Annotated in this window: 19 protein-coding genes and 2 pseudogenes; 17 read left to right on the top strand and 4 right to left on the bottom strand. The window is 68.0% G+C overall.

The features are described from left to right. The first annotated feature begins 58 nt into the window (after positions 1 to 58). The 3 genes from hutU (at position 59) to G3M62_RS06535 (ending at position 3,244) form a co-directional block, all read left to right on the top strand. The gene (hutU, locus tag G3M62_RS06545) at positions 59 to 1,723 is read left to right on the top strand and encodes a urocanate hydratase (RefSeq protein WP_165185662.1); all 1,665 of its coding nucleotides are present in this window, start codon (positions 59 to 61) and stop codon (positions 1,721 to 1,723) included. 157 nt (positions 1,724 to 1,880) lie between these two features. Continuing rightward, positions 1,881 to 2,429: a HutD/Ves family protein gene (locus G3M62_RS06540; RefSeq protein ID WP_165185660.1), complete on the top strand. Its 549-nt coding sequence runs from the start codon at positions 1,881 to 1,883 to the stop codon at positions 2,427 to 2,429. 176 nt (positions 2,430 to 2,605) lie between these two features. Further along, positions 2,606 to 3,244: a M23 family metallopeptidase gene (locus G3M62_RS06535; protein ID WP_246263499.1), complete on the top strand. Its 639-nt coding sequence runs from the start codon at positions 2,606 to 2,608 to the stop codon at positions 3,242 to 3,244. 148 nt (positions 3,245 to 3,392) lie between these two features. On the opposite strand, the gene G3M62_RS06530 is transcribed toward G3M62_RS06535, so the two are convergent. Together G3M62_RS06530 and G3M62_RS06525 are read right to left on the bottom strand one after the other, a co-directional pair. Next, on the bottom strand, positions 3,393 to 5,030 hold the full coding sequence (locus G3M62_RS06530; protein ID WP_425483835.1) for a DUF5597 domain-containing protein: 1,638 nt from the start codon (positions 5,028 to 5,030) through the stop codon (positions 3,393 to 3,395). A gap of 248 nt (positions 5,031 to 5,278) precedes the next feature. Continuing rightward, positions 5,279 to 8,020 (bottom strand): TonB-dependent receptor, encoded by a 2,742-nt coding sequence (locus G3M62_RS06525; protein WP_165185656.1) that lies wholly within the window; start codon positions 8,018 to 8,020, stop codon positions 5,279 to 5,281. Positions 8,021 to 8,303: 283 nt separating this feature from the next. On the opposite strand from G3M62_RS06525, the gene G3M62_RS06520 reads away from it, so the two are divergent. The 14 genes and pseudogenes from G3M62_RS06520 (at position 8,304) to G3M62_RS06460 (ending at position 24,040) form a co-directional block, all read left to right on the top strand. Beyond that, positions 8,304 to 10,040, top strand: coding sequence for an IlvD/Edd family dehydratase (locus G3M62_RS06520; RefSeq protein ID WP_165185654.1), 1,737 nt, complete (start codon positions 8,304 to 8,306; stop codon positions 10,038 to 10,040). A 9-nt stretch (positions 10,041 to 10,049) separates the two neighbouring features. Beyond that, positions 10,050 to 10,982, top strand: coding sequence for a 2-dehydro-3-deoxygalactonokinase (locus tag G3M62_RS06515; RefSeq protein ID WP_165185653.1), 933 nt, complete (start codon positions 10,050 to 10,052; stop codon positions 10,980 to 10,982). Further along, on the top strand, positions 10,969 to 11,619 hold the full coding sequence (locus G3M62_RS06510) for a 2-dehydro-3-deoxy-6-phosphogalactonate aldolase (protein WP_281360085.1): 651 nt from the start codon (positions 10,969 to 10,971) through the stop codon (positions 11,617 to 11,619). The genes G3M62_RS06515 and G3M62_RS06510 overlap by 14 nt, the downstream gene beginning before the upstream one ends. Before the next feature lie 48 nt (positions 11,620 to 11,667). Further along, positions 11,668 to 13,233 carry a sodium/sugar symporter gene (locus tag G3M62_RS06505; RefSeq protein ID WP_165185651.1) on the top strand — a complete coding sequence of 522 codons (1,566 nt, stop codon included), beginning with the start codon at positions 11,668 to 11,670 and terminating at the stop codon, positions 13,231 to 13,233. A 186-nt stretch (positions 13,234 to 13,419) separates the two neighbouring features. Beyond that, on the top strand, positions 13,420 to 14,148 hold the full coding sequence (locus G3M62_RS06500) for a FadR/GntR family transcriptional regulator (RefSeq protein WP_165191214.1): 729 nt from the start codon (positions 13,420 to 13,422) through the stop codon (positions 14,146 to 14,148). A 77-nt stretch (positions 14,149 to 14,225) separates the two neighbouring features. Further along, a complete protein-coding gene (locus G3M62_RS06495; RefSeq protein ID WP_165185650.1) occupies positions 14,226 to 15,230 on the top strand; it encodes a glycoside hydrolase family 5 protein in 1,005 nt (334 codons plus the stop codon). A gap of 212 nt (positions 15,231 to 15,442) precedes the next feature. Beyond that, entirely contained in the window at positions 15,443 to 16,501 is a 1,059-nt protein-coding gene (gene mgrA / locus G3M62_RS06490) for an L-glyceraldehyde 3-phosphate reductase (RefSeq protein WP_165185648.1), read from the top strand. A 41-nt stretch (positions 16,502 to 16,542) separates the two neighbouring features. Next, positions 16,543 to 16,743, top strand: a pseudogene (locus tag G3M62_RS26470) (helix-turn-helix domain-containing protein); the annotation flags it as partial. Between the two features lie 169 nt (positions 16,744 to 16,912). Continuing rightward, complete coding sequence (locus tag G3M62_RS26465) at positions 16,913 to 17,254, top strand: hypothetical protein (RefSeq protein WP_246263497.1); 342 nt, start codon at positions 16,913 to 16,915, stop codon at positions 17,252 to 17,254. 191 nt (positions 17,255 to 17,445) lie between these two features. Continuing rightward, positions 17,446 to 17,802: a hypothetical protein gene (locus tag G3M62_RS06480; protein WP_205691953.1), complete on the top strand. Its 357-nt coding sequence runs from the start codon at positions 17,446 to 17,448 to the stop codon at positions 17,800 to 17,802. A gap of 167 nt (positions 17,803 to 17,969) precedes the next feature. After that, positions 17,970 to 18,407, top strand: coding sequence for a hypothetical protein (locus G3M62_RS06475; protein ID WP_165185644.1), 438 nt, complete (start codon positions 17,970 to 17,972; stop codon positions 18,405 to 18,407). A 107-nt stretch (positions 18,408 to 18,514) separates the two neighbouring features. Beyond that, on the top strand, positions 18,515 to 19,669 hold the full coding sequence (locus tag G3M62_RS06470) for an efflux RND transporter periplasmic adaptor subunit (protein ID WP_246263495.1): 1,155 nt from the start codon (positions 18,515 to 18,517) through the stop codon (positions 19,667 to 19,669). A gap of 9 nt (positions 19,670 to 19,678) precedes the next feature. Beyond that, positions 19,679 to 22,795, top strand: a complete 3,117-nt coding sequence (locus tag G3M62_RS06465; RefSeq protein WP_165185640.1) for an efflux RND transporter permease subunit — start codon at positions 19,679 to 19,681, stop codon at positions 22,793 to 22,795. Between the two features lie 135 nt (positions 22,796 to 22,930). Next, positions 22,931 to 24,040, top strand: coding sequence for a YeiH family protein (locus G3M62_RS06460; protein WP_205691952.1), 1,110 nt, complete (start codon positions 22,931 to 22,933; stop codon positions 24,038 to 24,040). 15 nt (positions 24,041 to 24,055) lie between these two features. Here the strand turns inward: G3M62_RS06460 and G3M62_RS26905 are convergent. Next, positions 24,056 to 24,136: pseudogene (locus G3M62_RS26905) on the bottom strand (hypothetical protein); the annotation flags it as partial. Between the two features lie 22 nt (positions 24,137 to 24,158). Next, a complete protein-coding gene (locus tag G3M62_RS06455) occupies positions 24,159 to 24,857 on the bottom strand; it encodes an arylesterase (protein ID WP_165185639.1) in 699 nt (232 codons plus the stop codon). Between the last annotated feature and the right edge of the window lie 17 nt (positions 24,858 to 24,874).

Genomic DNA, 24,874 nt, shown 5'->3' with positions numbered 1-24,874 from the left:
CATCCTGAGCCTGTCGAAGGACGAGGGCGGCCCCACAAGCCTCTGACGAGACCCGCTCATGACCCGCCTCGACAACACCCGCGTCATCCGCCCCGCCACCGGCACGGAACTCACCGCCAAGTCCTGGCTGACCGAGGCCCCGCTGCGGATGCTGATGAACAACCTGCACCCCGACGTCGCCGAGCGGCCCGAGGAGCTGGTGGTCTATGGCGGCATCGGCCGCGCCGCCCGCGACTGGGAGAGCTACGACAAGATCGTCGAGACGCTGCGTCGCCTGGAAGACGACGAGACCCTGCTGGTGCAATCGGGCAAGCCAGTCGGCGTGTTCCGCACCCATGCCGACGCGCCGCGCGTGCTGATCGCCAACTCCAACCTGGTGCCGCGCTGGGCGACTTGGGAACACTTCAACGAGCTGGATCGCAAGGGCCTGGCCATGTACGGCCAGATGACCGCCGGCTCGTGGATCTATATCGGCGCCCAGGGCATCGTTCAGGGCACCTACGAGACCTTTGTCGAGATGGGTCTCCAGCATCATGGCGGGGATCTCTCGGGCAAGTGGCTGCTGACGGCGGGCCTGGGCGGCATGGGCGGGGCCCAGCCCTTGGCGGCCGTGATGGCCGGGGCCTCGTGCCTGGCCATCGAGTGCCAGCCCTCGCGGATCGAAATGCGCCTGCGCACCGGCTATCTGGACAAGGCTACCGAGAGCCTGGACGAGGCCCTGGCCTGGATCGAGGAATCCTGTCGAAACCGGACTCCGATCTCGGTCGGCCTGCTGGGCAACGCCGCCGAACTGCTGCCGGCCATGTTCGCCGCCGGCGTCCGCCCCGACCTGCTGACCGACCAGACCAGCGCCCACGACCCGATCAACGGCTACCTGCCGGCCGGCTGGAGCCTGGACCAGTGGGCGACCGCCAAGGAGCGCGAGCCGGAAACCGTCAACCGCGCCGCCCGCGCCGCGATGGCGGTGCACGTGCAGGCCATGCTCGACTTCCAGGCCGCCGGCGTGCCGACCGTCGACTACGGCAACAACATCCGCCAGATGGCGCTGGAGGAAGGCGTGGCGAACGCCTTCGACTTCCCCGGCTTCGTGCCCGCCTATATCCGCCCGTTGTTCTGCCGGGGCATCGGGCCGTTCCGCTGGGCGGCGCTGTCGGGCGATCCGGAGGACATCCGCAAGACCGACGCCAAGGTCAAGGCGCTGATCCCCGACAATCCCCACCTGCACCACTGGCTGGACATGGCCGCCGAGAAGATCAAGTTCCAGGGCCTGCCGGCGCGGATCTGCTGGGTGGGCCTGGGCGACCGCCATCGGTTGGGCCTGGCGTTCAATGAGATGGTCGCCTCGGGCGAGTTGAAGGCCCCGGTCGTGATCGGCCGCGACCACCTCGACAGCGGCTCGGTCGCCTCGCCCAACCGCGAGACCGAAGGGATGATGGACGGCTCGGACGCGGTGTCGGACTGGCCGCTGCTGAACGCCCTGCTCAACACCGCCTCGGGCGCCACCTGGGTGTCGCTGCACCACGGCGGCGGCGTGGGCATGGGCTTCTCGCAGCATGCGGGCATGGTCATCGTCTGCGACGGCACCGAGGCGGCGGCCAAGCGCATCGAACGCGTGCTGTGGAACGACCCGGCCACCGGCGTCATGCGCCACGCCGACGCGGGCTACGAGATCGCCAAGGATTGCGCCCGGGAGCACGGGCTGGACCTGCCGGGGATCTTGTAGGGCCATGCTTCTCCCCTCCATCCGCTCACCCCGGCGAACGCCGGGACCCAGATCCCATGGCGGTGTGGCGGGTTGGAAAAGCGCAGAGCTATTGGCGTCAGCCTCGAAGCCATTCCATCTGGGTCCCGGCGTTCGCCGGGATGAGCGGGTTTAAGAGATGCAAATTCTCCGCGCCGCCGACCGGGTCGCCACGCCGTGGAAGAACGGCGGCGGCGTCACGCGGGAGGTCGCCGCTTGGCCGCCCGGCGCGGGGATGGACGATTTCGACTGGCGGGTCAGCCTGGCCGACGTCGCCGCCGACGGGCCGTTCTCGGCCTTTCCGGACGTGGACCGGGTGCTGACGGTGATCGACGGCGAGGGCCTGGTCCTGGAGCTCGAGGGCCAGGAAACGCTCCTCCAAACCGGCGCGCCGTTCGCGTTTCCAGGCGAGGCCCGCGTCATCGCCCGCCTGACCGCCGGCCCGATCCGCGACCTCAACGTCATGGTCCGGCGCGGCGCGTGGTCAGCGCGGGTCGAGCCCTGGCGCGGCGAGCCCCTCGCGACCTCCGACGGACCAAGCCTGGTCGTCCTGCTGGAAGACGCGGAAGATTTCGCGGCGCTGGACGTTGTTCTTCTCGACGCAAACGAGACTGTGACGCTTGATCTTCCGCCGACGACCAGAGCATTGACCGTCGCCTTGCGCGCGATCTCGCCGACTATTGGCTAACGACGTTCAGTAAATCCGCAAGCATAGCCGTAGGCCTGCGCGACCGCAGGCCGCACTTGGCTCGCCATGTCTTCGCCTTATCTGGTCATTAACCCGCCCAAACGCCCAACCCGCCGAAACGATCCCACCAACAGCTTCAGGACGATTTGATGCACGCATCGGCTGCGAAGAAACTCATGCCCCTGGCGCGCGGCGCGCTGGGCTTGGCCCTGGTCTTCGCTCCGATGGTGGTGGCGGCGATGGAGAACCCGCACAAGGCGCCCAAGGGCCCCTCGCCCGTCGTCATGCGCCTGCTGGCCGACATGGCCGCCAAGCCGCAGAGGCCGGTCCGCAAGGAACTGGTCTGGAGCGGTTCGGACATCGACGGCGACGGCGCGCCCGACTTCGCCAACCCGACCGGCGGCGCGCCGCGCGGCCACGACGAGTTCGGCGACGGCCAGTTCGGCGCCCGCCGCGACGGCGGCTCGCGCAGCCACGAGGGCGTCGACTACATCGCCACGGCCGGCCAGGACGTGAAGGCCCCGATCTCGGGCTACGTGACCAAGATCGGCTACGCCTATGCCGGGTCCAGCGACCTAAAGTTCGTCGAGATCAGCAACCCGGCCCTGGGCTACGTCGCCCGCGCCTTCTATGTGAGCCCCGAGGTCGAGGTCGGCCAGACCGTCCGCCTGGGCGAGACGATCGGCACGGACCAGAGCCTGCAGAAGCACTATCCGGGCATCACCAACCACGTGCACCTGGAAGTGATGGAGCCCGGCGGCGAGCGGGTGAACGCGGCGGAGCTGATCACGCGGAAGCTGGTGGTTCAGGCTTAAAGACCTCCCCCTGTGGGGGAGGCGATCGCGTAGCGATCGGTGGGGGGAGTTTTAGGATCAACGATCGTAGGCCCGGCCACCGGCCTATCACTCCCCCCCACCGTCGGCTTCGCCGACACCTCCCCCACAGGGGGAGGCTTCAATCACTTCAATACGTCGCCAGCTTGACCTTCAGCACCTGCGGCAGGGTCGTCAGGTTCAGGCCGTAGTCGGTCTGGTCACCGTTCCACACGCGGTCGAACACCCACTGGCCCTTGTCGTCGAAGTGGCCTTCCTCGACCCGGGCCATCATGAACCGCTCGCCCTTGGCCGAGCCGAAGCTGACGCGGGCGCGGTAGCCGGTGATCAGGAACTCGTCGGCCGAAAGCCGGGCGATCAGGGCGCCGCCGTCGGGCACGGCGCGGTTGGGCTGCTTCTCGGCCTTGGCCATCCAGGGGGCCTCGATCGAACCGAACTGCCATTCGCCGTACGAGACCGTGGCGGTCCAGCGGTCGCCCAGCTTCAAGGTCTCGGCCTTGCGGTCGTCGGCCTCGCCCACGCCCCAGACGTCGCTCGTGAACGACAGCTTGGCCCATTCGCGGGCCATCGGGGCCAGCAGGCGGTAGTGGACGCCGAAGTTCTCCAGCGCCTCGGCGTCGACCTGCTTGGCGCCCAGCGGGTAGTTGGAATAGCCGGTGTAATCCAGGCCGAACGGCGAGAAGCCGATCCCGTGACGGCCCAGCACGTCGTAGAAGTGCCGCGCATAGCCCTTGTCGCTGCCGATCTCGGGCACGAACAGCGCGTTGTCGGGGCGGCCGTACTGCTCCAGCGTCTTGCGGACATTGGCGCTTTCGCGCTGGTAGATGTCGGGGGCGATGGCGTCGATCGACGGCGCGGCCGCCTTCCAGACGTCCAGCACGTTCCAGGTCGGACCGCCCGACGAGTAGGTATAGGGATCCTGGTCATTGAAGGGATCGCGCAAGGCGGCGTTGACGTACATCGGCAGCGGCAGCTCGCGCTTGCCGGCCGCAGCGACCTCGTCGACGAACCGGCCGATCGACCAGGCGTGGAAGAACTCGTCGGCGTCCTTGCCGAACACCTGGCTCCACGTGCCGGGCTTCTTGCCCATGGCCTTGACCAGGGTCGCCGGCACGGGGCCGTTGAACAGCTTCTGGGCCGTCGGCGAATAGTCGCGCACGGCGTTGTAGGTGCCCGTCTCGTTCTCGGGCTGGACCATGATCACGGTGTGGTCCGGATCGTTGGCCTTGATGTGCTTCATCAGCTGGACGAAGGCCTTCTTGTCGGCCTCCAGCGTGGCCGGGAAATGCGGCGACAGCGAACCGCGCGTCTCGCCCTTGGCGGTAATCACCCGCGGGAAGCGCTTGTTGTCCAGCTTGACCCATTCGGGCGCGTATTGCGGGCCATTGTTCTTCCACGTGCCGAACCACAGCAGGACCAGCTTCACGTCGTTGTCGCGGGCCTGCTTGAGCAGCACGTCGACGAACGAGAAGTCGAACTGGCCCTCGACCGGCTCGATCTGCTCCCAGGCGACCGGCATCTCCAGGGTGTTGGCGTGCAGGGCCTTCACCGCCGGCCAGACCTTGGGCAGCTGCGAGGGATAGTTGGCCGAGTTGTTGGCCTGGACGCCCAGCATCAGGTACGGCGCGCCGTCGACCATCAGGGCGTGGCGACCGTCCTTGGCGACCAGCCTGGGCAGGTCGGCCGCCGAAGCGGACGCGCCGATCGCCGTCGCGAACAGGGCCAGCAGCGCCGCGCGCCGAACGAAGTTTCGATGATGGGCCCGCAACGCTACCTCCCGTTTGAACGCCGGTCCGGAGGCAAGCCTCGTCGCGCCGGCGCTGTTACCGCTATCAACACTATAAGTCATACAATTGAGCGGCAAGGCTTAGATGTCCGACGTCGCGCGTCCGGGCGGCCTTGGCCATAAAAAAATCCGCGCATCGCCCGTGAAGGCGATGCGCGGTCTTGGAAGATCGGCGCGCGGCGGGAGGAGCCGGCGCGATGCCGAGCCCGAAGGCTCGGCGTCCCAAACGCTTAGAAGTTGACGCGCAGGGTGGCGGCCACCTTGCGATCGACCAGGATGCTGTCGCGCTTCAGGCTTTCCTTGCCGAAGAACGTGTCGCGCTGGGTGTCGGTGAGGTTCGTGGCCTCGACCGTCACGCCCATGTGGTCGTTGATGTCGTAGTTGAACGAGGCGTCCAGCTGGCCGAAGGCCTTGCTGATCACCGGCAGGTTGCCCGTGCCGTTACCCGAGGTGGTGACCAGATAGTCGTCACGCCAGTTGTAGGCCAGGCGGAACGAGATCGGGCCTTTTTCGTAGATGCCGACGATGTTGTAGCTGTTCTTCGACAGGCCCTCGAGCGGGACGGTCAGCTTGTTGCCCTCGTTGTCGGCCGCGGCCGGGCTGGGGGCCTTGGAGTCGACGTAGGTGTAGTTGGCCTGCATGCCCAGACCCGACAGGAGACCCGGCAGGAAGTCGTAGAACTGCGTATAGCCGATCTCCAGACCCTTGATCTTGCCGTTGTCGCCGTTCTGCGGGCGGGTCACGCCGAAGGTCTCGCTGCGGCCGTCCGGGAAGGTGAAGACCTCGTTCTTGGTCACGTTGGCGATGAAGCCGTCGACCTTCTTGTAGAAGACCGCGCCGTACAGCAGGCCGGTCGAGTTGAAGTTCCACTCCAGCGAGCTGTCCAGCTGATCCGCCTCGAGCGGCTTCAGATAGGGGTTGCCGAAGGTCGCCGTGGGTAGACCCTGCTGGGTGCTGCCGGGCTGGCTGATGTTGGCGTTCGGGTTCAGCTGGGTGAACGTCGGACGCGACAGGGCCTTCGAGGCGGCCAGGCGCAGCTGGACGTCGTCGGTCAGGTGGATCCGAACGTTCAGGCTGGGCAGGGCCTTGGTGTAGGCCGACTGGATCGACACCGGGGTGAAGATCGGCGAGCCCGAGGTCTCCTGGCTGGGGACGCCGTAGTTCAGGAGCGGCGTGATGCCCGAGAAGCCCTGGGCGTCCACGTCGGTGCGAACCACGCGCAGGCCGATATTGCCGTCGATCGGGAAGGCGCCCGCATCGAAGCCGAAGCGCGCCACGCCGTACATGGCGTAGGTCTTCTCACCCTGCTCGTTGGTGTCGTTGGGGCCGTAGCCGACGCCTTCGGTCTGACCCAGGGCGTTCAGCGTGGCCCGGTAGTCCAGGGCGATCGAGCGCTTGAAGGCCACGGTCGGGCCGAACGACGACACCTTGTCGCGGAAGAAGTTGTCGAACTGGTTGACCTCGTAGAGGCCCGGGTGGCTGGTCAGCGGGCTGAAGAAGCCGATGAAGCGATAGCCGCTGGAGCGGTTCAGCGCCTGGCGATCGGTGTAGCGCACGCCGACCTTGACCGACTTCAGGAAGCCGTCTTCCGGCGCCTTGTACTCGGCGTCGGCGCGCCAGGCCTTTTCGGTCCCGACCGACTTCTCGATGTGGTCGAGATAGTAGCCCAGGTTGAAGTTGGCCGGGTTGCTGGCGAAGCCGGTCGGCTCGGTCGTGATGACCGGGATGTCGCCCGAGATGTCCTGGTTGAAGACCGGGATGGTGCTGCCGACATTGACGATCGAGCGCGTGGCGTCGGTGATGGCCCGCACGTACTGGAAGTCGGTGCTGAGGGTCAGGTCGTCGGTGATGTCCCACTTGCCGCCGACCGAGTAGTCGGTCGTGACCGAGTGGCGCTGGGTCAGGCTGGTGTTGGAGTCATACGGCACGTTGGCGAACGAACCGCTGAGGAACTCGCCGTCGCTGTTGAACTTGAAGGGCTTGCCGGCGGCCGGCAGGATCGGGTTGGCGCTGGTGTAGGCGAAGACCGAATAGTCCTGCCATTGGAACTTGTAGTCCGAGTGGACGACCTGGGCGTAGAGCTCGGTCTTGTCGTTCGGACGCCATTGCAGGCCCAGCACGCCGCCCTTGCGGGTGCGGTCGCCCAGGGTGGTGTTCATGCCCGCGCCGTGCGGCACGGTGACGACCTGACCTTCGCGGCCCGGATAGGTGACGTAGTTCGCGTCGCCCGGCTTGAGGGTGTAGAACGGCTCGGTCGAGATGGTGTCCTGGCGGAACGCGCCGCGCTGATAGGACAGGTTGGCCAGCACGCCGATCTCGCCGTACTTGGTGTCCCAACGGTCGCTGACCAGCACCGAACCCGAGGGCTTGGTCTTGTCGACGAAGTCGTAGTTGGTGGCCGAGACGCTGGCGGCGAACTTGGCGCCGGAGAAGTCGAACGGCATGCGGGTGCGCAGGTTGACCAGGCCGCCGACGCCGCCTTCGATCAGGTCGGCCGCCGGGTTCTTGTAGACGTCCACGCCCGCCAGCACTTCCGACGGCACGTCTTCGAAGCTCAGGCTGCGGCCTTCGCCGGCGGTGAAGCTGTCACGGCCGTTGATCTCGGTGCGGACCTGGGTCAGGCCGCGGATGGCGATGTTCGAGCCTTCGCCGTAGTTGCGGTCGATCTGGATGCCGGGGATGCGCTGCAGGGCTTCGGCGACGTTGTGGTCGGGCAGCTTGCCGATGTCGGTGGCGACGATCGAGTCGACGATCTGGCTGGCGTCGCGCTTGATGGCGATGGCCGAGCGCAGGGCGGCGCGAGTGCCGGTGACGACCACCTCTTCGACGACAGCGTTGTCATCGGCGGGCGCGGCGGAAGCGCCCTGGGCGGCTTCCTGAGCGCAGGCGGCCGAGGCCACGGCGCTGATCGCGAGCGCGGAAGCGCTGACGAGCATGAGGGTTTGATAGAGCTTGGTGGAGCGGCGTTGCATTCCGTTTTCCTTCCCCAGAACTAGCGATCCGTCCCGACGCTCTCATGGCGGCGATAACGTGCGAGGACGGCGCCTCGCTTGATCAACGGGGCTGGTAATAATCATATAAGTGATACTTACAAGTCGAAATTGATAGCGCTATCATTTTGCCGCAGATGGCGCGGCTTTGGCGCCACGCTCGCACAAACCCCGTGAATCCATGGCGTTTGCAACCATCATTATTATACTATAAATGCCAGACATCGGGCGCGAGCAGCCGCTGTCCGTGGCGTCAGGGAAGAACATGAGTCAGGGAAACGGGGGCGGTAAGTTCCGCAGCGGACACAGCTACGGGAAGCTGGATCGCGACGGGTTTATCCATCGCAGCTGGATGAAGAGCCAGGGCCTTCCGGACGACGTGTTCGACGGCCGCCCGGTGATCGGCATCTGCAACACCTGGTCGGAAATCACCCCCTGCAACGCGGGCCTGCGCGACATCGCCGAGCACGTGAAGCGCGGCGTCTGGGAAGCCGGCGGCCTGCCGCTGGAGTTCCCGGCCATCAGCCTGGGCGAGACCCAGATGCGCCCGACGGCCATGCTGTTCCGCAACCTGCTGGCCATGGACGTCGAGGAGTCGATCCGAGGCAATCCGATCGACGGCGTCGTGCTGCTGGGCGGCTGCGACAAGACCACGCCGGGCCAGATGATGGGCGCGGCCAGCGTCGATCTGCCCACCATCGTCGTCTCGTCGGGCCCCATGCTGAACGGCAAGTTCCGCGGCAAGGACATCGGCTCGGGCACCGACGTGTGGAAGTTCTCCGAGGCCGTGCGGGCCGGCGAGATGACCCTGCCGGAATTCATGTCGGCCGAGAGCGGCATGAGCCGTTCGCCGGGCACCTGCATGACCATGGGCACCGCCTCGACCATGGCCGCGATCGTCGAAGCCATGGGCATGAGCCTGCCGTACAACGCCTCGATCCCCGCCGTGGACGCCCGCCGCGCGGCGATGGCCCACCACACCGGCCGCACCATCGTGCGCATGGTGCATGACGGCCTGACCATGTCGCAGGTCGCCACCCGCGCCGCGTTCGAGAACGCCCTGCGCGTGCACGCCGCGATCGGCGGCTCGACCAACGCCGTCGTCCACCTGCTGGCCCTGGCCGGCCGCCTGGGCGTCGAGCTGAGCCTCGAGGACTTCGACAACCTGTCGCGCGACGTGCCGCTGCTGGTCGACCTGCAGCCCTCGGGCCGCTTCCTGATGGAAGACCTGCACTACGCCGGCGGCCTACCGGCGGTGATGAAGGAAATGGCCCCGTTCCTGAACCGTCAGGCCCTGACCGTCTCGGGCACGGCTATCGGCGAGCAGTACGAAAAGGCCGAGGTGTTCAACGCCGAGGTCATCCGCGGCGTCGAGAACCCGGTGAAGCCCGACAGCGGCATCTGGGTGCTGCGCGGCAACCTGGCTCCCGGCGGGGCGGTGATGAAGCCCAGCGCCGCCAGCCCCGAACTGCTGAGCCACAAGGGCAAGGCCGTGGTCTTCGAGACCATCGAGGACTTCAAGGCCCGCATCGACGATCCGGACCTGGACGTCGACGCCAGCTCGATCCTGGTGCTCAAGGGCTGCGGCCCCAAGGGCTATCCGGGCATGCCGGAAGTGGGCAACATGCCCCTGCCGACCAAGCTGCTGGAGAAGGGCGTCAAGGACATGGTCCGCATCAGCGACGCCCGCATGAGCGGCACGGCCTTCGGCACCGTCATCCTGCACGTCTCGCCCGAGTCCGACGCCGGCGGCCCGCTGGCCGTGGTCCGTAACGGCGACGAGATCGAGGTCGACGGCCCCACCCGGTCGCTGAACCTGCTGATCTCGGACGAAGAGCTGGAGACCCGCCTGGCCGAATGGCGGGCCAATCCGCCCGCGCCCAAGGCGACGCGCGGCTACGCCAAGCTGTACATCGACCACGTGCTGGGCGCCGACAAGGGCGCGGACCTGGACTTCCTGGTCGGCTCCAGCGGCTCGGTCGTCACCCGTGAGTCCCACTAGATGAACCCCATGGATAGCTCGGTCACGATCTTCGGCGACTGGGGCACCTCGCGCCTGCGGCTCTATCTGCGCCAGGGCAAGATGGTGCTCGACCGCCGCGACGGACCGGGCATCGGGGCGCTGACGAAATCGCCACGCGAAACCTTCCTCGACCTGGTCGGCGACTGGCGCGAGGCGGGGCCGTCGCTGGCCCTGCTGTGCGGCATGGTCGGGTCGCGCAACGGCTGGCAAGAGGCGGCCTACGCCCCCTGCCCGGCCGGCGCCGCCGACATCCGCGAACGCCTGCTGCACATCGACGCCGACGGCCTGCCGGTCGCCATCGTGCCGGGCCTGTCGTGCCGCAACGCCCTGGGCGGGCCGGACGTCATGCGCGGCGAGGAGACCCAGATCCTGGGCGCCCTGTCGCTGAACCCGGAGCTGGCCAAGGGCCGTCACCTGCTGGCCCTGCCCGGCACCCACACCAAGTGGGTGGTGGTCGAGGACGGCGCGATCACCAGCTTCCTCACCGCCCCGGTCGGCGAGCTCTACGCCCTGCTGCGTGAGCACTCGATCCTGGCCAAGGCAGCCCCCGGCGACGGCCCCGAATCCCCCGAGGGATTCGCCCGCGGCGTCGCCCGGATCGTCGAACAGGGCCCCGCGCGCCTGCCGCACCTGATTTTCGAGACCCGCAGTCGACAACTTTTGGACGGCCTGCCCAAGGACGAAGCCATGGGTTTCCTGTCGGGCCTGCTGATCGCCAGTGATACCGCAACCACCTCAAGCTGGTTCGGGGATCTGGGCCAGGTGTCGCTGATCGGGGCCCCGGCCCTCAGCGCCCTCTACGCCCAAGCCATCGCCGCCCATGGCGGCACAAGCGTGACCGTCGACGGCGACGCGGCCGTCCTGGCTGGATTGACAACGTTGTCGCCAGCCTCAAACAGTGGAGTTCATGTCGTTGCTTAAGCCATCTGGGCCTAACCCCATCGCCGCGAAGACCCCGCCGATCGTCGCCATCCTGCGCGGCGTCAAGCACGACGAGATCGTCGACATCGCCGCCGCCCTGGTCGAGGCCGGGATCGAGGCCATTGAAGTGCCGCTGAACTCGCCCGATCCGCTGGTGACCATCGGCAAGCTGTGCGCCGCGTTCGGCGACAAGGTGCTGTGCGGCGCGGGCACGGTCCTCTCGCCCGAAGCCGTCGACCAGGTGGCCGGCGTCGGCGGCAAGCTGATCGTCACCCCCAACATCGACGCCGCCGTCATCAGCCACGCGGTGAGCCTGGGCCTGACCGTCATGCCCGGCTTCGCCACGCCCAGCGAGGCCTTCGTCGCCGTCAAGGCCGGGGCCAAGGCGCTGAAGCTCTACCCGGCCGGCACCTACGGCTTCGGCCACATCAAGGCCGTGCGCGACGTGCTGCCCAAGGACATCGCGGTCTACGCCGTCGGCGGCGTGGGCTCGGCCAACCTCAAGCCGTGGATCGAGGCGGGCGTCGCCGGCATCGGCGTCGGCGGCGAACTCTATCGCCCGGGCTACACCGCGCAGGAGGTCGGCCAGCGCGCCAGGACCCTGGTGGCGGCCTGGAACGAACTGACCGCGCAGTAACGAACACGAGCATCACGACAAGAAGCCGGCCCTAAAGGGGGGACCCCAGTGAGAACCATCGACTTCGTCATCCTGGCGATCTACGCCGTCGCCATCTTCGGCCTGGCCCAGTGGGTTTCCCGCGACAAGGGCGGCCACAAGAAGGACTCCACCGACTACTTCCTGGCCGGCAAGGCCTTGCCCTGGTGGGCGATCGGCGCGTCGCTGATCGCCGCCAACATCTCGGCCGAGCAGATCATCGGCATGAGCGGCTCGGGCTACGCTCTCGGCCTGGCCATCGCCTCCTACGAGTGGATGGCGGCGCTGACCCTGCTGATCGTCGGCAAGTTCTTCCTGCCAATCTTCCTGAAGAACAACATCAGCACCATGCCGCAGTTCCTGGAGCAGCGGTACGGGCCCAGCGTGCGCAACGTGATGGCCGTGTTCTGGCTGATCCTCTACGTCTTCGTGAACCTGACCTCGATCCTGTGGCTGGGCTCGATCGCCATCCACACCGTGGCCGGCATCGACCAGATGCAGGCCCTGGTGATCATCGGCGTGTTCGCTCTGGCCTATCAGCTGTGGGGCGGCCTGAAGGCGGTGGCCCTGACCGACATCGTCCAGGTGGCCCTGCTGATCACCGGCGGCCTGATCATCGTCTTCCTGTCGCTGACCAAGATCGGCCACGGCGACCTGCTGGCCGGCTTCCACCAGCTGACCACCCAGTTCCCCGACAAGTTCGACATGATCCTCAGCAAGGACAACCCGCACTACAAGGACCTGCCGGGCCTGAGCGTGCTGTTCGGCGGCCTGTGGGTGATGAACGTCAGCTACTGGGGCTTCAACCAGTACATCATCCAGCGCGCCCTCGGCGCCAAGGACATCGCCGAAGCCCAGAAGGGCATCGCCCTGGCCGCCTATCTCAAGCTGCTGATGCCGGTGATCGTGGTGCTGCCGGGCATCGCCGCCCTGGTGCTGGTGCCTGGCCTGGCCAAGCCCGACCAAGCGTATCCGGAGATGATGAAGCTGCTGCCGCCCGGCGTGCTGGGCCTGGTGTTCGCCGCGCTCGTCGCCGCGATCGTCGCGTCGCTGGCCGCCAAGATCAACTCGATCGCCACCATCTTCACCCTGGACATCTACGCCAAGGTCAAGACCGGCTCGAGCGAGCAGCACCTGGTCACCGTGGGCCGCATCACCGCCGTCGTGGCGGTGATCATCGGCATCATCATGGCCAAGCCGCTGCTGGGGAAGGCCGAGCAGGCGTTCCAGTTCATCCAGGACTTCACCGGCTTCTTCACCCCGGGCATCGTGGTGATCTTCATGCTGGGCCTGTTCTGGAAGCGCGCCACCACCGCCTCGGCCCTGGTGGCGGCGATCGGCGGCGCGGCCCTGTCGGGCGCCTTCTTCGTGGCCGACAAGATGGGCGTGTTCGTGATCCCGTTCATGAACCGCGTGGGCCTGGTGTTCCTGCTGACCCTGGCCGCGGCGATCCTCGTCTCGCTGGTCGCGCCCCAGAAGAAGGCGGTCAACGTCGTGTCGCTGGAAGGCGTCAGCTACAAGACCACCAACGGCTTCAACATCGCCGCCGTCGGCGTGGTCGTGATCCTGATCGCGCTGTACGCCACCTGGTGGTGACGGCGCGGGCGGGGTTTCGATGAGCGCCGCCCCGGCTTTAAATCTAAAGCCCCGTCACGGTTCGCCGTGGCGGGGTTTCGGCTTTGACATGATTGTTCCGGGCATGACCGAAGCACGTTACACAAGGTCAGACCTATTTCGGCGACGACCGTCTTCGAGAAGCGTTTTGGGGGCGAAAACTTGGTGATCCGTACGCAGCCGGGCCTCAGTCTGACCTATGGACTCGTCGAGTCCCTGGGGCAGGCCATTGTTACCGGTGAATACGTCCAGGTCGGTTTCCCCACCGAAGGCGAGCTGTCCAAGCAGTTCGGCGCCAGCCGCACCGTGACGCGCGAAGCGGTCAAGATGCTGACCGCCAAGGGCCTGCTCAGCGCCCGCCCCCGCCACGGCACGGTGGTTGAGCCCGAGAACGAGTGGAACCTGCTGGATCCCGACGTCCTGCGCTGGATGCTGGAACGCAAGTTCAGCCTGCGGCTGCTGGCCGAGTTCACCGAGATGCGCCTGGGCATCGAGCCCGCCGCCGCCGCCCTGGCCGCCCGCAACGCCGACGAAGCGGGCCTGGCCGGCATCCGCAAGGCCCTGGCCCGGATGAAGGCCGCCGCCGGGGGCGAGGACGATCCGCTGTCGGCCGACATCGCCTTCCACGTGGCGATCCTCAACGCCACCAAGAACCCGTTCTATCGCGACCTGCACGAGCTGGTGAACACCGCCCTGCGGATCTCGATCCGCTTCACCAACCGCATCAAGGGCCGCACCGCCTCGATCCCGTCGCACGAGGACGTGGCCGACGCGATCATCGCCCGAGACGCCGTGGCCGCCCAGAAGGCCATGCAGATCATCATCGTCGACGTGCTGGAACTGATCCGCGCGGCCTCGCCGGACACCGAGTCCGAGGCCGCCCGCCGCGACGCCTGATCAACCCTTCCACGCATCCGCGCTGGACTAACGGCGTTGTCCGGTGAAGGCTCTCGCAAGCCTTCCGAGGAAACGCCATGCCGTCAGTCTTCAAGACCCTGATCGCCTGCGCCCTGCTGTCGAGCCTGGCCGTCTCCCCCACTCCCGCCCGCGAGGTTTCGGCGCGGGACCAGGTCAAGGCCATGACCCGGGGGATCAACGTCCTCGGCTATGACCCGCTGTGGAAGGACCCGGCCAAGGCCCGCTTCCAGACGGCGCGCCATTTCAAGATCATCAAGGCCGGCGGCTTCGACGCGGTGCGGATCAATCTGCAGGCCTTCTCGCACATGGACGCGAGCAACCAGCTGGACCCGGCCTGGCTGAAGACCCTGGACCAGGTGGTGAAGGCCGCCCTGGCCCAGAAGCTGACCGTCATCCTGGACGAGCACGACTTCAACGACTGCGGCGCCGATCCGGCCGCCTGCAAGCCCCGGCTGATCGCCTTCTGGAAACAGATCGGCGCGCGCTACAAGGACGCCCCCGACAAGGTGGTGTTCGAACTGCTGAACGAGCCGAACAAGGGCCTGACCGACGACGTCTGGAACGCCTGGATCGCCGAGCTGCTGCCGGTGGTCCGCGCCACCAACCCCAAGCGCAACGTCATCATCGGCCCAGCCTTCTGGAACAATATCAGCCACCTGAGCCAGCTGAACCTTCCGGAGGGCGACCGGCACCTGATCGCCACGGTCCACTACTACCTGCCCATGGAATTCACCCACCAGGGCGCGGCGTGGAATCCCGACACGCCCAAGACCGGCGTCACCTGGGGCGCGCCCGCCGAGCGCGCGCGGATGAAGGCCGACTTCGACGGCGTCCAGGCCTGGGCCAAGGCCCATGACCGGCCCGTGCTGCTGGGCGAGTTCGGGGCCTACGACAAGGGCGACATGGCTTCGCGCGCAGCCTACACCGCCGCCGCCGCCCGCGAGGCCGAGGCGCGCGGCTGGGCCTGGGCCTACTGGCAGTTCGACAGCGACTTCGTGGCGTACGACATCAAGAAGGATGTCTGGGTCGAGCCGATCCACGGAGCGCTGGTTCCGAAGTAAGGCCCCCACTCGTTGTCATCCCGGAAAGCGCGGAGCGCTTGTCCGGGACCCAGGTGAACCGCAACCACGCCGGCCCAGTCCCCTGGGTCCCGGACAGCCTCTGCGAGGCTTCCGGGATGACAACCTTTTGAGAGGTGAAACACCTCTGATGACATGGCGGACGTTTCGCGCCATCCATCCCGCTTCCGACTCCTCTCCCCAGGAACCTCGCCGTGCAGAAGCCCTACGTCGCCGCCGACACCCGTTATGACGCCATGCCCTATCGCCGCACCGGCCGCAGCGGGCTGGACCTGCCGGCGATCTCGCTGGGCCTGTGGCAGAACTTCGGGGGCGCGGACGTGTTCGAGACCGGCCGCGCCATCCTGCGCCGCGCCTTCGACCTGGGCGTCACCCACTTCGACCTGGCCAACAACTACGGTCCTCCCTACGGCTCGGCCGAGGAGAACTTCGGCAAGGTCATGGCCACCGACTTCAAGGCCCACCGCGACGAGCTGATCGTCTCGACCAAGGCCGGCTGGGACATGTGGCCGGGCCCCTACGGCAAGATCGGCGGCTCGCGGAAGTACCTGATCGCCAGCTGCGACCAGAGCCTCAAGCGCATGGGCCTGGACTATGTCGACATCTTCTATTCGCATCGCGTCGATCCCACGACGCCGCTGGAAGAGACCATGGGCGCGCTGGCCCACCTGCACCGGCAGGGCAAGGCGCTGTACGTCGGCATCTCGTCGCACTCGCCCGAGCTGACCCGCCAGGCCGCCGCCATCCTCAAGAGCGAAGGCGTGCCACTGCTGATCCACCAGCCGTCCTATTCGATGCTGAACCGCTGGATCGAGGACAGCCTGCTCGACACCCTGGAAGAGCTGGGCGTCGGCTGTATCGCCTTCTCGCCCCTGGCCCAGGGCATGCTCAGCAACAAGTATCTGGGCGGCGTGCCGCAGGATTCCCGCGCGGCGCGCGGCGGCTCGCTGGGCGGCCATCTGCTGAGCGACGACAACATCGCCCGCATCCAGGCGCTGAACGAGATCGCCAAGGCCCGTGGCCAGAGCCTGGCCCAGATGGCCCTGGCCTGGGTGCTGCGCGACCCGCGCGTCACCTCCGCGCTGATCGGCGCGCGCACGGTGGCCCAGCTGGAAGACTCCCTGGCGGCGCTGAACACCCTGGCCTTCACGGCCGAGGAATTGGCGCAGATCGATCGTCACGCCATCGAGGGCGCCGTCGACCTTTGGAAGATCTCGTCGGATTTGGCGGTCGCGGATCTGCCCAAGGGCTGACTGCATCTTGCGGTAGAGCGCCGTCGAGATACAATCACCCCATGACCGTGGGGGCCGATGGCTTGGACCAGACAGTAAGCGGCATCGACCGACTGACGCCGCGTGAGCGTGATTGCCTGCGGCTCGTGGACGAGCATCTCTCCTCCAAGGAGATCGCGCGTCGACTGGGCTTGTCCAAGCACACGGTCGACTGGCATCTCGACAAGGCCCGTCGACGCCTGGGCGCTGCCGATCGCTACGAGGCCGCGCGCCTGGTTTCGCCGCGCGCGCCCTCCCCCCCTCCGATCGGATCAGGGTCCGACGCGGCGACACTAGCCCCACCACCTTCCCCGATGTCTCCTCGCCTCAACGAGGTTTCGCGGGTCGCCGATCCCAGGATCGGAGGCCGCGACATCGAGGAAGGAACATCCGGTGCCGCCCATTACGCACGCCCAGAAGACCGCGATCGACCAGGCCCTGAGCCTGCGCCGGGACGCCCTGAACTTTCACGAGGCCTGGCCGACCCTGAACTCGCAGGACGAAGCGGTTCCGCCCTTCACCTGGACGGAGCTGGAGCGCCAGCTGGCCAGCCTGGCGGCGACCGCCCAGAGCGCGCTGATGGCCTCGGACCTGGTCAGCGCCACGCGCAAACAGGCCAGCTTCAAGCCGCCGGAAATGGTGCTGCGCGAGATCCTCTGCGTGGCCGGAGCCTTGATGGACGAGAGCTTCGTTCCATCTGGCCGTTCGGAAATTGGGGAGGCCCCAATGACCTGACGATCGTCCAGCGGCTGGCCTTCATCGCCGCCGTCATGCTCGCGACCGCCTTCGCGTTCGGATCCCTTCTGGCTGGCCTGCACGCCCTTCGCGGCCTGTTCTAGACCGCCCGTTCCCGAGCGCTTCCCCGCAAGTTTCACCCGATGACGCGCCGCGCCCCGACACGGATGGGCGGCGCGAGGAGAACCGTCATGCTCAAGGAACGCCGCGACGCCGCCGAGGCCGTCGCCGAGGCCCTGTTCGCCGCCGAGAAGGCCATCGACGCGGCCATCGCCAGCACCGCCGCCCTGACCACCCTGATGCCGGCCTCGCGCGAGGCCGCCAACCTGTCGGTGATGATCGGCCAGGACGCCCTGCTCAGCGCGATCGAGACGATGCGCGCCCTGGGCGTGGCGCGTCAGAACATCCTCGAAACCCACCAGGGCCTGAGCAAGGCCCAGCACGACATCGGCCTCTCGGCCGTTTCCTTCGGCGGCGGCGGCAAGAAGCCCCCGCCCAGCCTGATCGGCAGCCTTCGGGCGGTGCCGACCACGCGCGAAGTGGCCTGAAACGCTCCCCCATTTCAGGTCTCGCGCCGCGGGTCCGATCCTGCACCCCCACATGTGATCGGGCCCGCGACTTCCTTCACGACGTCACCCGTCGGCTTACGTCCCGGATCGCGCTATCCTGGACTCTCGACGCGCCGCCGGAACGCTGACGATGCCGAATCCCGACGATGTATTTTGAGACCCCCGACCAGCTGTTCAGCCTCGCGGTGCTGCTGACCTGTTGCGGCCTGGCCGTCTGGCGGGGGCGCTGGGTCGAGCGGATCGCCGCCCTGGCGATGGCCGCGGCCTGGTTCGCCAGCCCCCTCGTCCAGGACGACCAGCAGACCCTGGGCGCCCAGAGCGGCGTGCTGGTGGTCGACGTGCTGCTGCTGCTGGTGCTGCTCTGGCTGGCCCTGACCACCGACCGCTGGTGGACCATGGCGGCGGCGGCCTTCCAGGGCGTCAGCGCCTTGGTCCATCTGGCGGCCGCGATCGACCGGCAGATCATCCCCCGCGCCTACTTCGTGGCCGGCAGCCTGCTCAGCTATCTGGTGATGGGCGCGCTCCTGGTCGGCGCCTGGAACGCCGGTCGCCGCGAACGTCCGCACCCAGACAGTCTCGCCTGACTCCCCCTCCGGAACCGGCGCGCCGCCTTACGATCATTTAATCCGGGGAACGGCGTTTCTCGGTTAGAAGGCGTTGGCTGTTCAAACCAATCGGAGCTGAGGTGGTCGTGCATCAACGGATCAATAAACGCGGCCTGCGTTCGACTGCGTTGCCCGTGGTGCTCTGCATCGGCCTCGTTGGGCTGACCGCCTGCGACCATGGCGACAAGGCCAAGGCCAAGACGGCCAAGCCCTCGCAGAACGCCAGCCAGACCGTCGGCGTGGCTGAGGTCATCGTCCAGTCCCTGCCTCGGGTCATCAACGCCTCGGGCACCGTCACCCCGTGGGAAGAAGTGCCCGTCGGCGCCGAGACCGGCGGCCTGACCGCGGTGTCGGTCAACGCCGAGGAAGGCCAGATCGTCCGCCAGGGCCAGGTCCTGGTGGCGATGAACGACACCATGCTGCGCGCCCAGGCCCGCCAGCAGGAGGCGTCCGTGGCCAGCGCCCGCGCCACCCTGGCCGAGGCCCAGTCCGCCCTGAACCGCTCGCGCGAACTGCAGACCAAGGGCTATCTGGCCGCGTCGGCCCTCGACACCGCCACCATGCGCCAGCAGACCGCCAGCGCCCAGGTGGCCGCCGCCGAGGCCGCCCATGGCGAGACCGTGGCGCGCCTCGGCCAGGCCGTGGTCCGCGCGCCCGTCTCGGGCCTGATCAGCCGCCGCAGCGTCACCAAGGGCCAGATCATCTCGCCGGGAACCGAGTTGTTCCGCATCGTCCGCGACGGCCGCCTGGAACTGGACGCCGAGATCCCCGAAGCCGACCTGCTGGCCCTGCGCGCCGGCATGCCGGCCACCGTCACCTCCGACCAGGTCGGCCAGACCACGGGCGCGATCCGCATCGTCACTTCCGAGGTCAACACCCAGACCCGGGTCGGCCTGGCCCGCATCAGCCTGGCGCCCGGCGGCGGCTTCCGGTCGGGCATGTTCGCCCGCGCCCAGATCTCGGCCGGCTCGCAGCCCGCCCCGACCCTGCCGACCGCGGCGATCCTCTATCGCCAGAACCAGCCGGGCGTGTTCGTGGTCGGCGCCAACAATCACGTCCAGTTCCGCCGCATCGCCATCCTGGCCCGCAACGCCGACCGCACCGCCGCCAACGGCGTGAACCCGGGCGAGCGGGTGGTCGTCGAAGGGGCCGGCTTCCTGGGCGACGGCGACGCCGTGCGCGTCGCCGCGACCTCGGGCCGGGCGGCGCCGCCCGCCGTGGCCGTCGCGACCAAGCGCTAGGGGCCGGCGATGAACAACATCTCGCGCTGGGCGATCAAGAACCCGATCCCCGTCATCTTGCTGTTCCTGCTGCTGACCCTGTCGGGAATCTCCGGCTTCACCAGCATGCGCATCAACGACAACCCCGACGTCGACCTGCCGCTGGTGGTGGTCAACGCCTCGCGCCCCGGCGCCGCGCCCACCGAGCTGGAGACCCAGGTCACCCGCCTGATCGAGGACTCGATCGCGGGCCTGGGCCAGGTGCGCCACATCAGCTCGACGGTCGGCGACGGCTTCTCCTCGACCTTCATCGAGTTCGAGCTGGGCGTCGACCACGAGCGCGTCACCAACGACGTCCGCAACGCCATGTCCAACCTGCAGAGCTCCCTGCCCCAGGACATGCAGCTGCCCAACGTCACCCGCATCGACATCTCTGGCGACGACCTGATCACCTATGTGGTCCAGGCGCCGACCCTTACGCCGGAGCAACGCAGCTGGTTCGTCGACCACGACGTCAGCCGCGCCCTGCTGGCCATCAAGGGCGTGGGGGAGGTCAATCGCCGGGGCGGCGTCGACCGCGAGATCCAGGTCGCCCTCGACCCCGACCGCCTGGCCGCGCGCGGCGTCACCGCCGCCCAGGTCAGCCAGGCCCTGCAGACGGCCAACGCCGACCTGCCCGGCGGCCGCGTCACCGTCTCCGGCTCCGAACGCGCCATCCGCACCCTGGGCGCGGCCGGGTCGATCGACCAACTGCGCGAGACCCGCGTCCAGCTGGGCAACGGCGAGACCGTGCGCCTGGGCGACCTGGGCGACGTCGAGGACCGCTGGGCCGAGCCGCGCAGCCGCGCGCGCTTCAACGACCAGGAGGTCGTGACCTTCAGCATGGTCCGCTCGCGCGGCGCCAGCGAGGTCAAGGTCGCCGAAAAGGTCCGCAAGGAAGTCGAGAAGCTCGACAAGGCCCACCCCGAGATCAAGATCGTCGAGCTGACCTCCAGCGTGAAATATATCGAGCAGAGCTACTACGCCTCGCTCGAGGCCCTGGGCCTGGGCGCGGTGCTGGCGGTGCTGGTGGTGCTGCTGTTCCTGCGCGACTGGCGCGCGACCTTCCTGGCGGCGGTGGCGATCCCGTTGTCGCTGATACCCACCTTCGCGGTGATGGCGCCGCTGGGCCAGTCGCTGAACGGCGTCACCCTGCTGGCCCTGTCGCTGACCGTCGGCATCCTGGTCGACGACGCCATCGTCGAGATCGAGAACATCGTCCGGCACATGCGCGGGGGCAAGTCGCCCTACGCCGCGGCCATGGAGGCCGCCGACGAGATCGGCCTGGCCGTCGTGGCCACCACCGCCACCATCGTGGCGGTGTTCGCGCCGGTCGGCTTCATGCCGGGCATCGTCGGCCAGTTCTTCAAGGCCTTCGCCCTGGCCGCCTGTATCTCGGTGCTGTTCTCGCTGCTGGTCGCTCGCATGCTGACGCCGCTGATGGGCGCCTACATGCTCAAGGCCCACCACAAGCCCGACACCGATCCGTTCTGGATGTCGCCCTACCTCAAGGCCCTCGATTGGGCCCTGGGCAACAAGATCAAGGTGGCCCTGCTGGCTCTGCCGATCCTGTTCGGTTCATTCCTGCTGGCCCAGAAGCTGCCGGTCGAGTTCCAGGGCGCGATGGACCGCGGCCGCGCGCCGTTCAGCGTCGCGCTGCCCCCGGGGGCCACGCTCGACGAGACCGACGCCATCGTCGCCCGGATGACCCGCGAACTGGAGGCCCGGCCCGAAGTAACCGGCGTCTACGCCTCGGTCGGCAGCGACGGCGTCAACAACGCCCGCGTCACCGCCGACCTGGTGCCCAAGGGCCAGCGGATGGGCCTGCGCGACTTCAGCCGCCAGATGGTCGACCAGTTCAAGGCCATCCCCGGCGCCCGCATCGGCGCGGGCGGCAACAACGGCGGCGGTCCCAGCGACGGGTCGGCCTTCACCCTGCGCCTGGTGGGCGACAACGGCCCGCAGCTGGAAGCCGCAGCCCGCGCGGTCGAGGCCCAGATGCGCGGCGTCCACGGCCTGGCCAACGTGGTCAACACCGCGGCCATCGCCCGTCCCGAGATCATCGTCGCCCCCCTGCCCGATCAGGCGGCCCGGGCCGGCGTCTCGGCCGGCGCGATCTCGCAGGCCGTGCGCGTGGCCACGATCGGCGACATCGACCAGTCGCTGCCCAAGTACAATCTGGGCGACCGCCAGGTGCCGATCCGCCTGCGCCTGACCGACGACGCGCGCGAGAACATGTCGGTGCTGGAGACCCTGCGGGTGCCCTCCAGCCACGGCGGTTCGGTGCCGCTGAACGCGGTGGCCGACGTGCGCTTCGGCGCGGGCCCCTCGCAGATTTCGCGCCAGGACCGCTCGCGAGTGGCCGAGATCACCGCCGAGCTGGACGGCATCGTGGTCGGCGACGCGGCCAAGGCGGTCCACGCCCTGCCGGCGGTCAAGAACCTGCCGCCGGGCGTCAAGGAAGCGCCGGCCGGCGACGCCGAGTTCATCGCCGAGATGTTCTCCGGCTTCATCCTGGCCTTCGTGACCGGCATCCTGCTGATGTACGTCGTGCTGGTGCTGCTGTTCCGCAGCTTCGCCCACCCGGTGACGATCATGGCCGCCCTACCCCTGGCGATCGGCGGGGCCTTCGCCCTGCTGGTGCTGGCCAAGAGCAGCTTCTCGATGTCGACCCTGATCGGCATCCTGATGCTGATGGGCATCGCGGCCAAGAACTCGATCCTGCTGGTCGAGTACGCGATCATGGCCATGAAGGGCGGCATGACCCGCCGCGAAGCGCTGATCGACGCCGCTCACAAGCGGGCCCGGCCGATCATCATGACCACGGTCGCTATGGCCGCGGGCATGGCGCCGGTGGCGCTGGGCTTCGGGGCCGATGTCGAGTTCCGCGCCCCGATGGCCATCGCGGTGATCGGCGGGCTGATCACCTCGACCTTCCTGTCGCTGCTCTACATCCCGGTGGTGTTCGTGTTCATGGACATGCTGAAGAACTGGTCCAGCAAGATCATGGACAAGATGTTCAAGCACCAGCACGCCGCCCCCGACCATGCCCAGCACGGTCATCACCAACCCGAGCCGGTGATTAGCGGCGGCGGCCGGGAGCTTTAGCCTCGGTCCACGCCATCGGACGCCAAGCCGAACCCCTCGCCCCAGCGGCGAGGGGTTTATTTTTGGCTTGTCCCCGCCCCCGCCATCGGGTCTCGATCGGAGGATCGGCGCGACTCGCCGGTCCAGGGCCCGATGATGAACTCCGATCTCGACACCGACACCGCCGCCGCGCGGGCGCTCTTCCAGTCGCTGGAGGGCATGGAGGGCCTGTCGCGACCCGAACCCGTCGCCGCGACCAAGGCCCGCGCCGCCTTCCCCGGCCAGGCGGCCCTGATCAAGCTCTATCCCGGCGTGCTGGTGGCGGTGACCATCGCCCTGGCCTCGCAATGGCTGGCCCAACACTACGGCGCGCCGGTGATGCTGTTCGCCCTGCTGTTCGGCATGACCTTCCACTTCCTGCACCAGGAAGGCCGCTGCATCCCGGGTATCGAGTTCTCGTCCAAGGCTGTCCTGCGCTTCGGCGTCGCCCTGCTGGGCGCGCGGATCACCGCCAGCCAGATCCTGGGCCTGGGCCTGACGCCGATCATCACGGTGATCATCGGCATCGGCTCGACCATCGCCCTGGGCGCGTTCCTGGCCAAGCGCATGGGCCTGCGCTCCAGCTTCGGCGTGCTGTCGGGCGGAGCCGTCGGCATCTGTGGGGCCTCGGCGGCCCTGGCCATCGCCTCGGTCCTGCCGCGCGGCAAGGACGCCGAGCGCGACACCATCCTGGCGGTCGTCACGGTCACGGCCCTGTCGACCATCGCCATGATCACCTATCCGCTGCTGACCGCCGCCCTGCACCTGGACCACACGCGGGCGGGGATCTTCCTGGGCGGCACGATCCACGACGTCGCCCAGGTGGTCGGGGCCGGCTACATGATCTCGCCCCACACCGGCGACGTGGCCACCTATGTGAAGCTGCTGCGGGTGACCATGCTGCTGCCGGTCGTCTTCGGCATCGCCTTCGTCGTGGCGCGGATGGGTCCGGGCGTCAGCGGCGGCGCCAAGCCGACCGTGCCGCTGTTCCTGATCGGCTTCGCGGCGCTGGTGATCGTCAACAGCCTGGGCTGGCTGGCCAAGCCCGTCACCGACGCCGCCAACGAGATCTCGCGCTGGTGCCTGGTCACCGCCATCGCCGGCCTGGGCATGAAGACTTCGTTCAAGGACCTGATGACCGCCGGCTGGCGGCCGGTGGTGCTGATGGTGGTCGAGACGGTGTGGATCGCCGGCGTGGTCTTGATCGCCGTCGAGTTCTTTACCTAGCGGCGCGATTGCGCACCGCCCTCGTCCTTCGACAGGCTCAGGATGAGGGCGACTTTGACTTCAGTAGAAAACCTCATCCTGAGCTTGTCGAAGGACGGGGTTTTCGGGCCACGAAAGCCTAAGCCGTCTGCCCCCGCAGCGCCTGGGCCACCAGCGGCGCCAGCTTGTCGCCGATGATCCGCGCGCCCGCCGCGTTGGGGTGGATGCCATCGCCCTGCATCAGCTGTCGCGAACCGCCCACGCCGGCCAGGATGTTGGGATAAAGCGGCGCCGAAAACTCCCGCGCCAGGGCCGGATAGACGGCGTTGAACTCGCGCGCGTAGGCCACGCCGATCAGCGGCGGCGCGCCGACCCCGACCAGCACGACGCCGATCTTGCGGTTGCGCAGGCTCTGCAGGATGGCCCGCAGATTGGCCTTGGTCACCCGGGGCTCGATGCCTTGCAGCAGGTCGTTGCCGCCCAGCGCCACGACGCAGAGAGCGGTGTCGGGCGCGACGCTGAAATTGACCCGCGCCAGGCCGCCGCCGCTGGTGTCGCCCGACACGCCCGCCGCCCGCACCTGGGCGACCACGCCCATCCGGGTCAACGACGCCTGCAGTTGCGCCGGCATGGCGTCGCGCGCCGGAAGCCCCAGGCCGGCCGTGATGGAATCCCCGAGCACGGTGATCACCGGCGGCTTGGGAAGAGGCTTGGGCCCCGCCGCGGCCTGGGTGGCCAGCAGCAGCCCGGCCAGAACCCGGCGCCGGTCAAGGCGCGCGCGCGCGCCTGCTGCACAAGGAATCCTCGAAAAGCGGTTTAGCGCCGTATTTGTGCTCATGACTTCCTATGTAGGCT

The organism is Caulobacter soli (assembly GCF_011045195.1).
Classification (GTDB): domain Bacteria; phylum Pseudomonadota; class Alphaproteobacteria; order Caulobacterales; family Caulobacteraceae; genus Caulobacter; species Caulobacter soli.
The sequence above is the reverse complement of the archived record's forward strand: the minus strand, read 5'-3'. Positions and strand labels throughout refer to the sequence as shown.

Coding starts and splice junctions, on each gene's coding strand:
- hutU (WP_165185662.1), top strand. CDS start 59: ATGACCCGCCTCGACAACACCCGCGTCATCCGCCCCGCCACCGGCACG.
- G3M62_RS06540 (WP_165185660.1), top strand. CDS start 1,881: ATGCAAATTCTCCGCGCCGCCGACCGGGTCGCCACGCCGTGGAAGAAC.
- G3M62_RS06535 (WP_246263499.1), top strand. CDS start 2,606: ATGCCCCTGGCGCGCGGCGCGCTGGGCTTGGCCCTGGTCTTCGCTCCG.
- G3M62_RS06525 (WP_165185656.1), bottom strand. CDS start 8,020: ATGCAACGCCGCTCCACCAAGCTCTATCAAACCCTCATGCTCGTCAGC.
- G3M62_RS06520 (WP_165185654.1), top strand. CDS start 8,304: ATGAGTCAGGGAAACGGGGGCGGTAAGTTCCGCAGCGGACACAGCTAC.
- G3M62_RS06515 (WP_165185653.1), top strand. CDS start 10,050: ATGGATAGCTCGGTCACGATCTTCGGCGACTGGGGCACCTCGCGCCTG.
- G3M62_RS06510 (WP_281360085.1), top strand. CDS start 10,969: ATGTCGTTGCTTAAGCCATCTGGGCCTAACCCCATCGCCGCGAAGACC.
- G3M62_RS06495 (WP_165185650.1), top strand. CDS start 14,226: ATGCCGTCAGTCTTCAAGACCCTGATCGCCTGCGCCCTGCTGTCGAGC.
- G3M62_RS06480 (WP_205691953.1), top strand. CDS start 17,446: ATGCTCAAGGAACGCCGCGACGCCGCCGAGGCCGTCGCCGAGGCCCTG.
- G3M62_RS06475 (WP_165185644.1), top strand. CDS start 17,970: ATGTATTTTGAGACCCCCGACCAGCTGTTCAGCCTCGCGGTGCTGCTG.
- G3M62_RS06465 (WP_165185640.1), top strand. CDS start 19,679: ATGAACAACATCTCGCGCTGGGCGATCAAGAACCCGATCCCCGTCATC.
- G3M62_RS06460 (WP_205691952.1), top strand. CDS start 22,931: ATGAACTCCGATCTCGACACCGACACCGCCGCCGCGCGGGCGCTCTTC.
- G3M62_RS06455 (WP_165185639.1), bottom strand. CDS start 24,857: ATGAGCACAAATACGGCGCTAAACCGCTTTTCGAGGATTCCTTGTGCA.